This window comes from Zhongshania aliphaticivorans, assembly GCF_001586255.1.
In the GTDB taxonomy this organism is placed as follows: domain Bacteria; phylum Pseudomonadota; class Gammaproteobacteria; order Pseudomonadales; family Spongiibacteraceae; genus Spongiibacter; species Spongiibacter aliphaticivorans.
The window spans coordinates 2,407,977-2,422,942 of sequence record NZ_CP014544.1 but is presented as its reverse complement, the minus strand read 5'-3'; the positions used below and the strand labels follow the sequence as shown (position 1 = coordinate 2,422,942).

The 14,966-nt window shown below is 51.8% G+C and carries 12 protein-coding genes; 8 read left to right on the top strand and 4 right to left on the bottom strand.

Going from position 1 to position 14,966, the window contains the following annotated elements:
* Nucleotides 1–70 precede the first annotated feature (70 nt).
* From AZF00_RS10755 to AZF00_RS10745, 3 genes are all read right to left on the bottom strand, one after another.
* The gene (locus AZF00_RS10755; protein ID WP_008249543.1) at nt 71–1,270 is read right to left on the bottom strand and encodes a hypothetical protein; all 1,200 of its coding nucleotides are present in this window, start codon (nt 1,268–1,270) and stop codon (nt 71–73) included.
* Nucleotides 1,271–1,279: 9 nt separating this feature from the next.
* Nucleotides 1,280–3,112, bottom strand: coding sequence for a glutamine--fructose-6-phosphate transaminase (isomerizing) (gene glmS, locus AZF00_RS10750; RefSeq protein ID WP_008249544.1), 1,833 nt, complete (start codon nt 3,110–3,112; stop codon nt 1,280–1,282).
* Nucleotides 3,113–3,338: 226 nt separating this feature from the next.
* Nucleotides 3,339–4,088: a hypothetical protein gene (locus tag AZF00_RS10745; RefSeq protein WP_008249547.1), complete on the bottom strand. Its 750-nt coding sequence runs from the start codon at nt 4,086–4,088 to the stop codon at nt 3,339–3,341.
* Between the two features lie 580 nt (nt 4,089–4,668).
* On the opposite strand from AZF00_RS10745, the gene AZF00_RS10740 reads away from it, so the two are divergent.
* Genes AZF00_RS10740 through AZF00_RS10725 form a run of 4 tightly spaced genes read left to right on the top strand, consistent with a single transcriptional unit; the run spans nt 4,669 to nt 10,242 of the window.
* Nucleotides 4,669–6,069, top strand: a complete 1,401-nt coding sequence (locus AZF00_RS10740; protein WP_008249549.1) for a TolC family protein — start codon at nt 4,669–4,671, stop codon at nt 6,067–6,069.
* Nucleotides 6,070–6,097: 28 nt separating this feature from the next.
* A complete protein-coding gene (locus AZF00_RS10735) occupies nt 6,098–7,519 on the top strand; it encodes a TackOD1 domain-containing metal-binding protein (RefSeq protein WP_008249551.1) in 1,422 nt (473 codons plus the stop codon).
* 51 nt (nt 7,520–7,570) lie between these two features.
* Nucleotides 7,571–8,890: a glycosyltransferase family 2 protein gene (locus AZF00_RS10730; RefSeq protein ID WP_008249552.1), complete on the top strand. Its 1,320-nt coding sequence runs from the start codon at nt 7,571–7,573 to the stop codon at nt 8,888–8,890.
* Nucleotides 8,884–10,242: an HlyD family secretion protein gene (locus tag AZF00_RS10725; protein WP_008249554.1), complete on the top strand. Its 1,359-nt coding sequence runs from the start codon at nt 8,884–8,886 to the stop codon at nt 10,240–10,242. Before AZF00_RS10730 ends, AZF00_RS10725 begins: the two co-directional genes overlap by 7 nt.
* A gap of 113 nt (nt 10,243–10,355) precedes the next feature.
* On the opposite strand, the gene AZF00_RS10720 is transcribed toward AZF00_RS10725, so the two are convergent.
* Nucleotides 10,356–11,336 carry a malate dehydrogenase gene (locus tag AZF00_RS10720; RefSeq protein WP_008249566.1) on the bottom strand — a complete coding sequence of 327 codons (981 nt, stop codon included), beginning with the start codon at nt 11,334–11,336 and terminating at the stop codon, nt 10,356–10,358.
* A 331-nt stretch (nt 11,337–11,667) separates the two neighbouring features.
* Between AZF00_RS10720 and ttcA the strand changes: the two genes are divergently transcribed.
* From ttcA to AZF00_RS10700, 4 genes are all read left to right on the top strand, one after another.
* Nucleotides 11,668–12,561 (top strand): tRNA 2-thiocytidine(32) synthetase TtcA, encoded by an 894-nt coding sequence (gene ttcA / locus AZF00_RS10715; protein WP_008249567.1) that lies wholly within the window; start codon nt 11,668–11,670, stop codon nt 12,559–12,561.
* A gap of 230 nt (nt 12,562–12,791) precedes the next feature.
* Nucleotides 12,792–13,457, top strand: a complete 666-nt coding sequence (locus tag AZF00_RS10710) for a hypothetical protein (RefSeq protein WP_008249568.1) — start codon at nt 12,792–12,794, stop codon at nt 13,455–13,457.
* A 57-nt stretch (nt 13,458–13,514) separates the two neighbouring features.
* On the top strand, nt 13,515–14,516 hold the full coding sequence (locus AZF00_RS10705) for a FliG C-terminal domain-containing protein (RefSeq protein ID WP_008249569.1): 1,002 nt from the start codon (nt 13,515–13,517) through the stop codon (nt 14,514–14,516).
* A gap of 44 nt (nt 14,517–14,560) precedes the next feature.
* Complete coding sequence (locus AZF00_RS10700; protein ID WP_008249571.1) at nt 14,561–14,917, top strand: Hpt domain-containing protein; 357 nt, start codon at nt 14,561–14,563, stop codon at nt 14,915–14,917.
* Nucleotides 14,918–14,966 lie beyond the last annotated feature (49 nt).

Below are 14,966 nucleotides of genomic sequence, written 5' to 3'. Positions count from 1 at the left end.
GCTCGCCAATGTGGTTATGACTCTGAAATGGCCAACTGGTTCGATAGCGACATACTTTTGCGGCGCTATCTCACAGGTTTTTGATGAGATAGCTGAGCACCTCAGTGGGGGGAGCCTCGGGCATGAAGCTGGCGCCACCGTGACTAATACCACGGCTCCAAGCCCAGATAACGTTGCCGTGAAATAGGGTGTTGTCACGCACCCCGGTCGCACTCAGCGCCGTCATAAGGGCTTGCACATACGCTAACTGGGAGTCGGGTGCGGCGCCCTGGTTTTTGCAGGGCGGGCCCGCGCAGCGTACATATTCGTGCACCGATGCCGCGGCGGGAACCCCTATTTTAAAAGGCACCCGCGCTTGTGTTGCCCAGCTGTTAAGCTGCTGTAACTGCCGTCGGGCCATTTGTTGGTAATCTGCGACGGGGGTGGCGTGTCCCAGCGGACTGCCGTCCAGGTCGTAAATTGGCGCAATCATATAGCCATTGCGGTGGCTGTTAGTAATCTGATGCATATTGGCGGCACTGCCACTGCCGGGACGCAGTGCTCGCGTCGGTGCGAACACGGAGAAGAACCGGCCCGCCGGGTGGCTACTGGTGACGCAATTAATGCCGCCCATGTCGCGCTTACCGGCGAAATTTTCCGCAATACGGCGGTAGAAAAAGTACTGACCGTTATGGCTTTCTAGGTTCAGGGGTTCAAGGTCAAATTGCACGCCATCTATGTTAGCGTCAGCGCATATTGCTGCGCTGACCTTGTCGGCAAACCCCTCGGCCAATCGTTGAGGTAGTTCGTTAAGGCCTTTTAAACTGCCTTGGTATTGACCGTTAACGACGCCGTCAATAATTGCGACTGCTTTCACGGGCTGATGGCCGTCGCGGGCTTTTACGCCGTGGCGGTAGCGGGCGACGCTGCTTTTCTCAGCGTGCTTGCCAAGGGGGTGCTGAGGGCTGGCAAAACTGAGTTTAAGATTGGCCGGGCTGCAGTTGTGGGCGCCACCTCTACAGTACATCTCCATGCTGGCGTGGTAGCTGTAAATGCTACTAATCTGGTGCTTGCGATCGGCCTGGGTGTTGTAGTCGTTGATGGCATCAATGAAAAACCCGGCTTGCAGTTGCCGAGCTTGGCCCGGCACATTGAGGCTATCGTAGACCCAGGCAGCGTGGCCGCTAAAATCAGGCCCTGAGACGGCGTTACTTGGCGCGCTAGCAAATACAGCAACGTTGAAGTTTAGCGTAATGCTTAACAGTGCCGCGCAGGTCTTAGTCTTCACCATGTTGACCTCCTATTCGACGGTGACCGACTTAGCTAAATTACGTGGTTGATCTACGTTGTTGCCCCGTATTACGGCCACATGGTAGGCCAGTAGCTGTAGGGGAATGGTGTACACCAGCGGCGCAAGGATTTCGTCCACACTGGGCATAGTAATAACTTGGCAGCGATCATTAGAGGTGAAACTGTCTGGTTTGTCGGTAAACACAAAGAGTTGGCCGCCGCGAGCTTCTACTTCTTGTAGATTTGCTTGAATTTTGGCAAACAGCTTGTTGCCAGGGGCGGCGGCAATAACAGGCATTTCATGGTCAACAAGGGCCAGAGGTCCGTGTTTAAGCTCGCCGCCGGGATAGGCTTCAGCATGTATATAGGAAATTTCCTTGAGCTTGAGCGCGCCTTCTAAAGCGATGGGGTACATGGCACCGCGGCCTAAAAATAAAGCGTGATGTTTGTCCACAATTTGCGTGGCAACATCGCGAATTTGGTCGTCCAGCGACAGCACCGATTCCACTGCAAAGCAGGCTTTTTTCAGCGAGTGGGCCGTGATTGCTGCTTCGGTAATGGCGTCCATACCATTGCGGCGAGCCAGTAGTAGGGCCAAGATGTTGAGCGCCAATAATTGCGTGGTGAAGGCTTTGGTAGAGGCGACGCCAATTTCTGGTCCAGCCTGGGTAAGAAAATGGAGGTCGCTTTCCCGTACCAGTGAGCTACTGGCTACATTGCAGATCGCGAGGCTTGCGGCGTAGCCTGCAGTGCGGGCATAGCGCAGTGCGGCGAGGGTGTCGGCGGTTTCGCCAGACTGAGATAACACTACAAACAAGGTGTTGGCAGGGACTACCGGGTCGCGATAACGAAATTCACTGGCGTGTTCGACCCAACACGAACGCTTGGCCACGGTTTCTATTAGATGACGTCCTACCAAGCCGGCGTGATAACTAGTGCCACAAGCGCAAATTTGCACGGCCTCAATTCCGGTGAGTAAGCTTGCCGCATTGTCGCCGAAACAACGCTCGTTTAGTGACTCCTCAAATAATGCCGTGCTCAGTGTTTGCCGTAACGCTGTGCTTTGCTCATGAATTTCTTTAAGCATGTAGTGGGGGTAATCACCCTTGCTGGCAGCGTGCTTCTCCAGTGTAGATGTTTGTATTGGTCGCTCGGCACGGCGATTGTAGCGGTTGTACACCGTAACTGAATCACTGCGAATGTCGGCAACGTCGCCCTCTTCGAGGTAAATGAATTGACGCGTTTCCGAAAGCAAGGCGGTGACATCTGAGGCGACAAAATTTTCTTTGTCGCCAATACCCACCACGAGTGGGCTACCCAGTCTAGCTGCGATCATCCGGCTTGGCTCTTCACTGCTGATGGCTGCTATCGCAAATGCGCCCTCAAGTTCCGGGACGGTGGCCTGCACGGCGGCGAGCAAAGATCCCTTTTGCATTAGGTGGAAGTGAATGCGGTGGGCAATGACTTCGGTATCGGTTTGGGACTCAAAGGCATAGCCCAAGTTACTTAGTTCTGTGCGCAGCGCCTGATAGTTTTCAATTATGCCATTGTGTACTACCGCAACCATTTCGGTGGAAACATGGGGGTGGGCATTGTGCTCGACTGGCGAGCCATGGGTGGCCCAGCGGGTATGGCCTATGCCCATGCTACCTGACATGCCGGAGGCGGCGAGTTGGCCCGCCAATATTTCGACCTTGCCGACAGCGCGCTGTTTGTTTAGCACGTCACCGTTGAGGGTAGCGACCCCTGCGGAGTCGTAACCTCGATACTCAAGATTGCGTAAGCCGTCGACTAAAACGGGTATAACATCGCGATTAGCGATCGCACCTACCAGTCCACACATAAATAAACCTCTCAGTTTGCTGTTGACGTTGTTGTTGCATTAGCTGCAGTTGAGTCAATGCGTTATTGGGATGACGGTGCGGTGTGTGGCAAGTGATATGCCAATCTCTGCAAATTCCCCGTGGCCGCGGTGTTGCAGAAATCGGCTGACTGAATAAGCCAGGTAAGGGCAGGATTTTGTTGCCGAATAGCAACGGTAAAGTACGTGTTTAAGCTCGGGCGGCACTTTAGTTTGTGTTGAATTGTTTTTTTAAACGCCGAATTTGGGCTTTAAATTGACGGTCACTAATTGCGTCGTCCAGGTTGCGGTGATTCACCCGAACAGTAATATTGCGGTCGATATTTTCTATTTGGCCGCGGATATCCTCGCGCAGCGCTAGTTCTGTTTGTTTAAAATTTTTTAAAATTGCGTGCTGTCGATCTTTTGAAACTTGTAATAGCGCCGCATTTTCAACGCCATAATCTGCAGTACTTTCCGTTTGTTGAATCCCGTGTCGCCGGATCCACACAAGCTCTGCTTCGAGATGCCGCTGGGTGATATCTAAGTGGCGACTGGCTCGTACTTGGCGCTGTATCAATTCGTCGGCGTGCTGTCGCATGCGCCGAAACGTCAATAGGCTCGACACTAAGCCATCGGCATCGGTCTTAGCGTTGTAGGTATTGATGTCGGCGATAACGCGGGCCAGTTTCGCCCTCGCAAAGGCCATTTGCTTTTCAGCCAGATAAAGTCGTTGTTGCGCCAGTGGGTTTAGTCTTGCCCAGTCGCCTGCCGACAAAACTTGCGAGGGGCTTTTGCAGGGAAAGTTAGCTCGCGGTCGCGGGGGTGGGTGCCGCGTTAGTAATTCTGTTTGATGTCGAAAAAAATGAATTTCTGCATCGAGAGCCTGAATTAGCTCACTCAGTGGTACTTGCCAGGCAGCCTGCTGTTCTAAGGATTGTGATGTGTCATATGAAAGTTGTCGGCGTTGTAGTTTCACGGTCAGCTCTTTGTATTTTGATTAAACGTGGATGGATTTTCATTGCTGATGACGCAGTGATGCAATTCAGTGTGCATTGCAAAAGTAATGCAAAAATCGGGCTCACTTTATAGTCAGCGTCGACGATTCTAGTTGCCGAAAAGATCGCGTTTGCGTTTTGAATTCCCCGTATAAATAAGCTGCTACTAGGCGTGTGTCGTTATTAGGCGACAGCATATTTATAAATAAAAACAATGCCTTAGGTGTTTTATTGGCGTTTTCTGTAACACATTAGCAACGATTGTGGGGGTGGTCGTGTCTGGGGTTTTGAGTGATACGCGCAAGGCTCCACGGGGCATAAGCCTTTCAGCGTTTTGGCATAGTGCTTGCCATCGTAGGGGCAGCGCGATGGCATCTGGGTGGCATTTGTTGATCCTGCCCTAGGTATCGCGCCGTGTTGGAGATTAGAGGTGGAAAATTATTCCAAAGGAAAATGAATTTCCGGTGCCGCCTTGCTACCAGATTAGTTTCCCCGATAGAAGGGAGGCATCTGTAGCGCCGAGGTTAGACAAAACAATTTTAGCAAAGGGAGCGGTATTAGATGAAGAAAGTAACTGGAAGCCGATCACTCTTGGTGGCCGCTACATTGAGCACTGTTATCAGTGCAGCAACAGCGCAGGAAGTGGCGCCGCAACAGTCAATGAGTGAGCCCCAGACGGCAGCACAATGGGCGGTGTTTCTTAATAAACTTAGCGAGATCGCCAAGTCTTCCCCAGAGATGGTGGCACAGTCATCTTTGGTTGAAGCTGAGCGTGAGCTTTATTACGCCGAAAAAGGCGATATTGGCCTGAATTTAAGTATCAGTCATACCCGCTTTTCAGACAGCGCTGGTTCTGAGCTGGAGAGTGGTGCGAGTGCATTGGAAGCATATTCTGACGCGCGGGTGTCGCTGGACTTAATGCGTTTGCTGGCTCGCCGCGGCTCGGCGGTTGATGGTGCTGAGGCCAGAGTTAAAAGCGCGGAGTACGAATTGGAAATTAAAGCCAATCAAGCGACAGTGAATTTTATGGAAGATGCGGTAACGGCATGGACTTCTCGTTATCGTCGCGAGGCCTTGAGTAATGCGCTGGCCGGAGTGGAAAATGCCAAGCGAAAACTGAAGCTGTCAGAAAGCGCCGCGATGCCTGAAATCACCAAGGCGACGCCTGTGAAAGTGGCTGAGGCCATTATTTTACACAGTGAAGTGAAAAATAAACTCGATGCGATCTCACGACTTATTCCCAATATACCTAGTCCGCCGGGGGACTTTTCGGTGTTGCCACTGGCACCGCCGAGCGCTGGCGACATTGATAAATTAGCAAACCAAGATCTTCAAGCGCAGATGCTGCGCTCAGAGTCGCTGGCCTACGGTGAGGAAGCGCAGTCGCTGCGGGGCAACGGCATGGCCCTGACGGTATTCGGCGGTTATGTTGAACAGGAGCGCAGTAGGAGTGGGCTTAACAGCGACGCAGCGTCGACGGATAGCGGGCCTCAGTATGGTGTTCAATTGAACATTCCTCTTGGTAGCCGTCAGTATCATCAGCGCCGTGCTGCTGAGTATCAATCCCATGCCGCAAGTTTGGCGGCGAATGCGGCAATTCGAAATAGTCAGCGTGCCCTCGTGAAACTTCGTGATCAGTGGGCAGCGTCAGTGGCCCGACTTAATCAGTCTCAGGAATTTATGCGCCAGCAAGCGACCTTGCTCTCGCAGCTTAAGCGCCGGGCTAAATCGCCGGGTTCTGGTCGGGCACCGGAGCCGTGGGAAGTCGACATGCAAGAGACGGTATTTTGGAATGCAGTTGCCGATGTGTGGGAAAAGCGCGGGCAGTGGATTCAAAATGCGCTCGCGTGGGGGCTATTAGACCCGGAGTTTTTACGCAATTACGGTCGTGAGGCTGACGCTGAAAGCAGCTACACCCTGTGTGCGCCCTATGGAGCTTGCGACGATATCGCAGGCCTGTGAAATTTGAACCAGAACAAGGTATTTTGTCATGGATCTTTCTCTAAGCAAGCGAACGACGCGCGGCCAAAGCGAGGGTCGGCTTAAGCATTACCAGATACTGGAACTCAAGGAATTTGAGCGAGGTACTGACGAAGCAGTAGCAATTAAGTCGGTATTAGGGGAGCCTTTGGCAGCCTTGGGTGACAAGGATGTCGCGCAGCTGCCACTGGTGATTGTGGGCTACGATCATCGCAAAATAGAGCGTTTGTTGATTGAGCAGCGCGAAGGCTTTACCGCACTGCGACCTATAGCTGTGGTCGGATTGGAAGGTTCTAAATTAAGCGCGAATATTATGCAGCTGGCGGATATTGTGCTGCCGCCACACCCGCGTGAAGATGATTTAAGCAGCACGGCAGCAACGCTCGCAACCTTAGCTGCACATATTGAGCGCTTGCCGCGCTCACCTCGTGACACAGCCCTCACCATGCTGCAATTTATGTATACCCGTGGGCGTGATATTGAGTCTGGGGTAGATGCACAAAGTCCGATTGCCTATGGCTTCCCGCTGGCGGAAGGCTTGCTACATTGCGATGTATTGGAGACCCAATCGGTATTGCAGGATCTCAGTGCGCGAGGCTTACTGGATGCGCGGCACGTCGACCGGCTGTTCACCTGTCCTTCATGTCGCGGCTATCAGGTGCCGGTAAAGGAGTTGTGCCCGGAGTGTAAATCTACCCATCTCGGTGTTGAGGAGTCTATTCATCATTTTCGTTGCGGCCATGTTGGGCCAGAGTCTGACTTTAACGTAGACGGTGCCAAACAGTGCCCTAAGTGCTTCTCTGCAATTCGCCATATCGGTGTGGAATATAACCGCCCCGGCCGATTCTCAATTTGCCGTCAGTGCAATTTTTGGGCGGCGGACCCTGATTTGGCAGCGTGGTGTTCCAACTGCGATCAATATCATTCGCCTGCAGATTTAGTTCCGGTCAATATCAATACTTATGTCATCGCCCAAAGCGGCGTCAATGTTGCTCGGAATGGCCGCTGGGGGCCGGTGCCCGTTTTGGCAGGCGATAGCGAAGATGACTTAGATTTATCCTCAAACGGAGAGGATTTAGACAAGGACTACAGCAAAGCACTGGCACTGAAGGTTGTTGAGCTGGCTCAGCAAGACGGACGCGCCATGACAATCTACAAAGCCAATTTACTTCACGACAAAGATATTTCTGCCCAGAGCTTACAGGACTTGCTCACTCAAACACGGGATGTATTACGAGAAGTATTGCGGGAGTCAGACGTTGTGGTGAATACCAGTGACGCTGAGTTTTTAATTCTACTGCCGGCCAGCGATTCTGAAGTTCTACCTTCTCCCAATAAAATAAAAGACTACGTATACCTTCGCGCGGGCCTAAAGGTCGAGATCATTACTGTCAGCGGCGCTAAACCGCTGGGCCGCGCGGCGTGCAAGTGAGGGTGAAAGCATTATGCCTAAGCTTGAAACGTTATGCTGGGAGGGTCCGCTATGTACGATTTAATTAATAGTATTGTCGGCTACGTGGAAGCCAGTTTGGCTATGCTATTTAGTTTGTCGCCCCTGCATTTAGTTATGTTGTTATGGCCTTTTCTGCTGCTGTCGGTACCGCGTTTTGTGCTGACCGAAGTGTTTGCTCTCTACCAGGCGTTGCGGCCGGAGCCCGAGGCAAAAAGGCAATTTCGTCAGCGCTTACAAATTAATCCGCCGCTGGTGACGGTATTACTACCGGGCTACAACGAACGAGACACCTTGGAAACGACGGTGTTGTCGCTGCGAGAGCAAAGCTACCCCAATATGGAAATTGTGGTGGTCAATGATGGTTCCACTGATGGTATGGGTGAGGTAGGGCGCATGTTGGCCAATCGCGGTTGGGTGCGCTATTTCGAACACCGAATGCGCGGTGGTAAATCCTCGGCGGCGAACTTCGCACTAAATGCGGCGCGGGGTGAGTATGTGGTGATTTGTGATGCCGACTCCACCTTTGACAGCGATTCCATTTGGCATTTACTGGTGGAGTTCTATCGCCCCGAGGTGGCTGCCGTGGCGGGTAATTTGCGGGTGCGCAATGCTGACGCCAATCTACTTACCCGTCTACAAGCTATGCAGTACGTGTTCGGAATCGGTGTGGGGCGCCGGGTGTCGGCCATGCTGGGTATTTTATTTATTGTTTCTGGTGCATTTGGCGCGTTGCGGCGTTCAACGCTGATCGCGACGGGCGGTTGGGAAACGGGTCCGGGTGAGGATGGCGATGTAACGGTAAAAGCCCGAGTTGCGGGTGGCGATGTTGCCTTTGCCCCAGAGGCCATGTGCATGACAGATGCGCCGGATGCGTGGTGGCCTTACTATCGGCAACAACTGCGCTGGAATCGCAGCATGATTCGTTTTCATGTGCGCAAATACGGCTGGTTGTTTAACCCGTTTCGGCGGCCGTTTGATGTGCGTAACTTAATCGCAAATATCGATACGGTGCTCTATCAGCTGGCGCTAAGTATTACGTTTCCTATTTATCTTGGCTGGTTATACCTAAATCACAATGACATTTTTTATCCGTTGATGCTGGTTGTTTTAATGCTGTATACGGCAATTAATTACCTGCATTTCTTTGTTGCGTTGGCATTAAGTGAGCGACCTTGGCTCGATTTAAAAATGTTTCCATACATTCCCTTGTATGGTCTTTTTATGGGCTTTTATTTGAGAGTTGTGCGGCTTATCGCGTACGCCGATGAGTATTTTTTGCGCACCTCATATCGCGAGTCTTATGTGCCAGAACATATTCAGAAACAATCAAGGATGTACGATCCATGGTAAATAAACTGATTAATAACGAATTTAATGATGACGCCGATAACAAGCGTTATCCAAGTAAAATTGTTCCGGAGAGAAGGGAGCCCACTATTTATGGGCAGCAACCGGGCAGCTCGGTGCAGGCACGTCCTTGGCGCCAGTGGCACACTGCCGCCAGCACCCAGACCACGGCCGCACTTGAGGTGGCGCAGCCGCGCAAACCTCAGTGGGGGCGTTGGATGTATTTCGCTATTTTGCTGGGCATTGCCTATATCGCCATGCGCTTTGTGTACCTAAATTTCTTTTGGTTTTCGGCTGATGGTGTGATCAATGGTACGCAATATAATGTTGCACCCTCAGATACGGTGTCGATTAAAGAAATACTGGTGTCGCCCTCGGATACAGTCGAAGAGGGGCAGTTGCTGGCCACGCTTAGTTCACCTGCTTTAGTACAATCGCTCGCGAAAAACGAAGCAGATATAGCGCGTTTGCAAAGTGATTTAGAGCAACGCTCGGTAACGAGCTCGGGCAATGAGTCGCAGCTAACCGCGCAACTTTCTTCTTTGCAGGCAGAAATGGAATATTTGGAGTCACAATATTTCCAAGAAACCCAGCAGCTGAATGCGCTGCGTGAACTGGTTGATGCGGGGGCATCCCAGCGGGGTAATCTCGATCAGCTCCAGAATCAGCACAATAAAACGTGGGCGGAATATCGCCGAGTTGAGGCGGAATTGGCATCCACCCGAAGCCAGCTTGCTGGTTTGCGCAATAGTCGCGGGCCAAGTGACGCGCCGGAATTGTCGGAACGCCTCGCGGCATTGACCCAATTGCGGACCTCTATTGAGGACCAGCTGGCGGCATTGGAATTGCGTGCGCCCAAGGCAGGCACTGTGGCGCGAGTGCCGGTGTCCCAGGGCGATGTGTTGCGGGCGGGCGAGCCAGCCGTTGAAATCGTAGATAAAAATCAGCTGCGAGCCTACCTCTATTTTCCACCTGCAGCCCAGGAGAAACTAAAGAAGGATATGGTGATTTCAGTGTCGCGCGCAGATGGTTCGCAATTTGAGCTGGTCGTTAATAAAGTGTATCCGTCAATGTCTGCCCTGCCTGATGCATTGCAGCAGGGTTATCGTCCCAATAGTTCGGCGATCGTGGTGGAGGCCTACCTCAAAGACGGCAAAGCTTTTGAAATGGACATGACTTCCGGTACGCCAATAGAAGGCCGCATACCGCGGTGGTCCCTGCCAGCTAACTTGGGCGAGCAGCTTGAGCGTATTGCTGGGCGGTCTGCAGATGCATCGCCAACAAAGCCGGGTCCGGCAAGTTCGCTAGAAAAGCCTAAAGCGGCTAAATTGCTGTCTTTGGCTGATGAAGGCTGAGCGGGGCTGGCTAAGCTGACTGGCTTGAATGCCAAGCGGCGGGCTGGTTTACGTGTTACATAAAAAAACCGCGAACAATGTCGCGGTTTTTTTAAACTTAACTACCTTAAATATTAAGGAAGTAAGTGTTTTACGCCGTCGCGCTCTTCGGCCAGTTCTTGCTCAGAAGCTTGCATTTTTGCGCGGCTGAAGTCGTTAACTTCAAGACCTTGAACAATTTCCCACTCGCCATCTTTGCAGCGGCAAGGGAATGAGTAGATCAGGCCTTCGGCAATGCCGTAGCTGCCGTCACTGTAAACACCCATAGAAACCCAGTCGTCGCCTTCGGTGCCCAGTGCCCAGCTGCGCACGTGACCGATTGCAGCGTTAGCCGCAGAAGCAGCAGAAGAAGCGCCACGGGCTTTGATGATTGCTGCACCGCGCTGCTGAACAGTCGGGATGAAATCGCCTTCGAGCCACGCTTGGTCAACCAAGTCACTTGCAGTCTGGCCAGAGACCTTGGCGTTGAACAGGTCTGGGTACTGAGTAGCAGAGTGGTTGCCCCAAATGGTCATGTTGGTCACGTCGTTCACAGTTTTGCCGGTTTTGATGGCAATCTGAGTCATGGCGCGGTTGTGATCCAAGCGCGTCATGGCAGTGAAGTTGCGTGGGCTGATAGACGGCGCGTTGCGCTGGGCGATCAGGGCGTTGGTGTTAGCGGGGTTGCCAACAACCAATACTTTGATGTTCTTGCTGGCATTCTGGTCAATGGCTTTACCTTGAACAGAGAAGATTGCCGCGTTAGCTTCAAGCAAGTCTTTACGCTCCATGCCTGGGCCACGTGGACGTGCGCCAACCAGCAGGGCGTAGTCGGCATCTTTAAAGCCAACATTTGGATCGTCGGTGCAAACTACGCCAGCCAATAATGGGAAGGCGCAATCTTCCAGTTCCATGCGCACGCCTTGCAGGGCGTCCATGGCTGGAGTGATGTCGAGTAGGTGTAAAATAACGGGCTGATCGTCGCCCAGCATAGCGCCAGAGGCGATGCGGAAAAGTAAAGCGTAGCCAATTTGGCCGGCTGCACCGGTAACGGTGACGCGAACTGGTTGTTTCATTGGGCGATTCCCTTTCTGAATGAGTGGCTGATTTGTGAGCGGGTGCGATCGGATGTGGATTACACAGTCCGACATGCACCCGTGCCGGGGTCTGGCCGTGTCCAATACACCTCGTGCCAGCAGATTTTGGCGGCCTAATGATAGTCATCTCGGCCTAGGATTGCCAGTGCTGAGCCGTTGCGAGTGCTAAAAACGCCGGATTTTCGCTGATTTAGATTGCCGATATGAGTGCTACTTATGGTTTCTTGGTCTTTCCATTGGCTACTTTGTAGCCGCATATCCATGGTTTCTATATAATGCGCAGCCCCAGCCCCGATTGATTTTAAGTGCTATGTCCAGTTTGCCAAAGCTAGAGTTCAATAAATTGCAAAAACGCCTGCGTCGCCATGCGGGGCAAGCGATTGAAGACTATAAAATGATCGAAGAGGGCGATCGGGTGATGGTGTGCCTGTCTGGTGGCAAAGACAGCTATACCATGCTGGATATCTTAATGAATTTGCAAAAGAGCGCGCCGGTAAAGTTTGAGCTGGTGGCGGTCAATATGGATCAGAAACAGCCGTTCTATCCCGAGCATATTCTGCCTGAGTATCTTGACGCCTTGGGTATTGAGTATTACATCGTCAATAAAGACACCTACTCGATTGTTAAGCAAAAGATCCCTGAAGGTAAAACCACCTGTGGGCTGTGTTCGCGTCTGCGCCGTGGCACCCTGTATGCCTTTGCGGAAGAAATCGGCGCGACTAAAATCGCACTGGGACATCACAAAGACGATATCGTGCAAACCCTGTTTTTGAATATGTTCTATGGCTCGCGGCTGTCGGGTATGCCCCCCAAACTGCTGTCAGACGACAAGCGCAATATTGTGATTCGGCCGCTAGCTTACTGCCGCGAGTCAGATATTGAAGCGTTCTCGCAGTACAAAGAGTTTCCCATTATTCCCTGTAATCTCTGTGGCTCACAGGAGAATTTGCAGCGCCAGAATATTCGTAAAATGCTGCTGGATTGGGAAAAACAGGACGGCAGTCGCATAGAGAAAATTTTCTCGTCTATGCAAAATATTGCGCCCTCGCAAATGGCCGATACCGAGTTATTTGATTTTGCCAACCTCACCATCGACCGTACGGGTGAACGCAAAGAATATGGTTTCGACTCTAGTCAAACCATCGATTCTGGTGGCGTGCCGCTGTCATCACGAAGTGACTATATCGAGATCACGCAGCTCTGAGGCCAGTTGTTTACGCCTGCCATTTAGATTTTTTCATCACTTACGGGTCGCACTCAGCTGCTGGCCCGCTTTCTGCATTGTTTTCAACATCATACGTTTGGCGTGGCGGGTTTTGCTTGCTACTCCTGCGCAGCTGTCAATAATATGACGAATTTAGGCTGCTAATTGATCGGATTTATCGATCCGTCAAATATTTGACTATGGCTTTGCGGGGTGAGGTGGAGTGCACTGTGTTTGAAAAGGGTTTAGTGGGCAACTTAATGAAGGCAATGCTCATTGCCTTGCTGCTTATTGGCTGTGGCTTGATTGCGCAGACGGTTTGGCCGCAGTTGCTCAGTGCAGGGCAGCTACAGTATGTCGATCAAAATAAGCTTGCCGACGAGGTAAGTCTGCGTGAAATTCAGCTTCAGCGCCAATCCCAGCAACTAATAGAGCCCTTTGTGGCAGAGGCGGATTTTCGCCTTATCGTTAATATAAATGATGTTAGACCGGGTGCTAGGCAGGTCACGTTATTGATTAATCGCCCTGAAATGGATAGTGCCTTAGCGCAAAGTTTGCGGGAAATATTGTGGTCCGGGCTCGCGCTAAACTCAGCGCGGGGTGACAAAATTGTAGTTCAGTTTCATAGCTTCGCGCCAACCGGTGCTAGGGGCGTTAGCGGTTTACGAATAGGTGATAAGGTATTTGCTTGGCGAGTAGTTGTAGGGGTGGTAGCCGTTTCCTTTGTGCTATTGGTTTTGTGGCTTTGGCGTCGCCAGCGCAGCCGTGAGTTGCTGAAAACGCAAGATGCCGATGATTATCAAGAGCAACTGTCGGCTTTGAAGGCGATTGCTAAGCAGGAGCCGGGGCGTGTTGCTGGGGTGTTAAGTGCGTGGCTAAATGATGAGCGGCAATAATATGGCCTGGCAAGGGGGCGTAATGTCACTAGCGTGTTCTGCGAGGTTTGTGCGCGCATGGTAAATTCCGCAAGTGTGACGCTATCGAGTACAGAGCAGGCGGCCGCACTGTTGATGTCCTTAGATAAGGCTGATGCGGCTGCGGTTATGCGCGCTATGGTGCCTCGCGATTTACATAGAGTGGTCGAGGCCATGACAATGATGTCTGCGCCAAACAATGCCGATTTCTTGACTATTTTGCGTCGTTTTCATCGGGATGTGACCGATTTTTCTGGCGTTAAAGTGGGTGTTAGTGACGCGGTATCGAGTCTGCTTAAGGAGGCGCTGGGGGAGGAGCGGGCTAAGTTGATGAGCGATAGGCTGGCCTTTCATGGTCAGGCAAAGCATATCGCAAAATTGAAGTGGTTAGACGCCACTACTATCGCGGGTATTATTCGCCGCGAGCACCCCCAGATTCAGACGGTGGTTGTTGCCTGCTTGGAACCTCGCTTGGCGAGTGAGGTGTTGCTTGCCTTTGACGAGGCAAAGCGCGTTGATGTTTTAGCGCGCTTATCGGCTCTTAAGTCACTTACTCCCGCTGCTTTGGAAGAGTTGGAGTGGTTGTTGGAGCAGTATTTCAGCGACCTCGGTCGCCCTGTTGGCAGAGCCTTGCAAGGCGACTCGATGGCGGCGAAATTGCTCAATGAAATGGATGTTGGGACGGAAAGTACGCTGTTAAACGGACTTCGTTATGCCCAGCCGGAAAGTGCCGCGAGGGTTGAGGAACTCATGTTTGGCTTTGCCCAAATTGCTAATATGGCGCCGCGAGATTTAACAATACTCCTTGCTCAGCTCGCCCCCGAAGTTTTGGCCCCGGCCTTGCGAGGCACTGGTGCTGAGTTGCGCAAGCAACTGCTTGGAAGTTTGTCAGCGGATAAGGTGGCGGCGATCGCCGCCCTTGGCTCGCGCTTTAGCCCCACAGAAATTGAATCGGCGCGAGCCGAGATAGTTAGCATTGCGAAGCAGATGGCGGCAGTGGGTGAAATAATACTTGATGCGCGTAAAATAGATGTATTCTGAGCTTGTAGACGCAGAAATTAGTGCGCAACTGGGCAATAAACAACATGGATGATGCAAATATGAATGCCTTGGATTTGAGTTTATTAGATGAATTGCGCGAGTTTATGGACGCCGACCTTCATATTCTAATTAGTGAATTTGAGGAAGATACTCGTGAGCGTTTACTGCAAGTAGCGCAAGCGATAGAGCGGCGCGATGCAGAAACGCTGCGCCAGACAGCTCATAGTTTAAAAGGTGGCGCGGCCACACTGGGGGCGGTGGGGCTATCGCAGCAGTTTCGCGGTTTAGAATTGCGTGGTCGCGATGCGAGTTTCAGTGGTATAGAGCAAGATTTTGGCAATACCCAGCGCAGTTTTGAAGAGGCTATGGCCTCGCTTAATAAATGGCTTGCTCACGTTTAATATTGAGCAATTTACTGGCTAATTCAGTGCTACTGTCAATTAGTTGACA

What these genes read in the sequence shown, in the direction of transcription:
- AZF00_RS10755 (WP_008249543.1), bottom strand. Translation starts at nt 1,270, where the DNA reads ATGGTGAAGACTAAGACCTGCGCGGCACTGTTAAGCATTACGCTAAAC.
- glmS (WP_008249544.1), bottom strand. Translation starts at nt 3,112, where the DNA reads ATGTGTGGACTGGTAGGTGCGATCGCTAATCGCGATGTTATACCCGTT.
- AZF00_RS10740 (WP_008249549.1), top strand. Translation starts at nt 4,669, where the DNA reads ATGAAGAAAGTAACTGGAAGCCGATCACTCTTGGTGGCCGCTACATTG.
- AZF00_RS10735 (WP_008249551.1), top strand. Translation starts at nt 6,098, where the DNA reads ATGGATCTTTCTCTAAGCAAGCGAACGACGCGCGGCCAAAGCGAGGGT.
- AZF00_RS10730 (WP_008249552.1), top strand. Translation starts at nt 7,571, where the DNA reads ATGTACGATTTAATTAATAGTATTGTCGGCTACGTGGAAGCCAGTTTG.
- AZF00_RS10725 (WP_008249554.1), top strand. Translation starts at nt 8,884, where the DNA reads ATGGTAAATAAACTGATTAATAACGAATTTAATGATGACGCCGATAAC.
- AZF00_RS10720 (WP_008249566.1), bottom strand. Translation starts at nt 11,336, where the DNA reads ATGAAACAACCAGTTCGCGTCACCGTTACCGGTGCAGCCGGCCAAATT.
- ttcA (WP_008249567.1), top strand. Translation starts at nt 11,668, where the DNA reads ATGTCCAGTTTGCCAAAGCTAGAGTTCAATAAATTGCAAAAACGCCTG.
- AZF00_RS10705 (WP_008249569.1), top strand. Translation starts at nt 13,515, where the DNA reads ATGGTAAATTCCGCAAGTGTGACGCTATCGAGTACAGAGCAGGCGGCC.
- AZF00_RS10700 (WP_008249571.1), top strand. Translation starts at nt 14,561, where the DNA reads ATGGATGATGCAAATATGAATGCCTTGGATTTGAGTTTATTAGATGAA.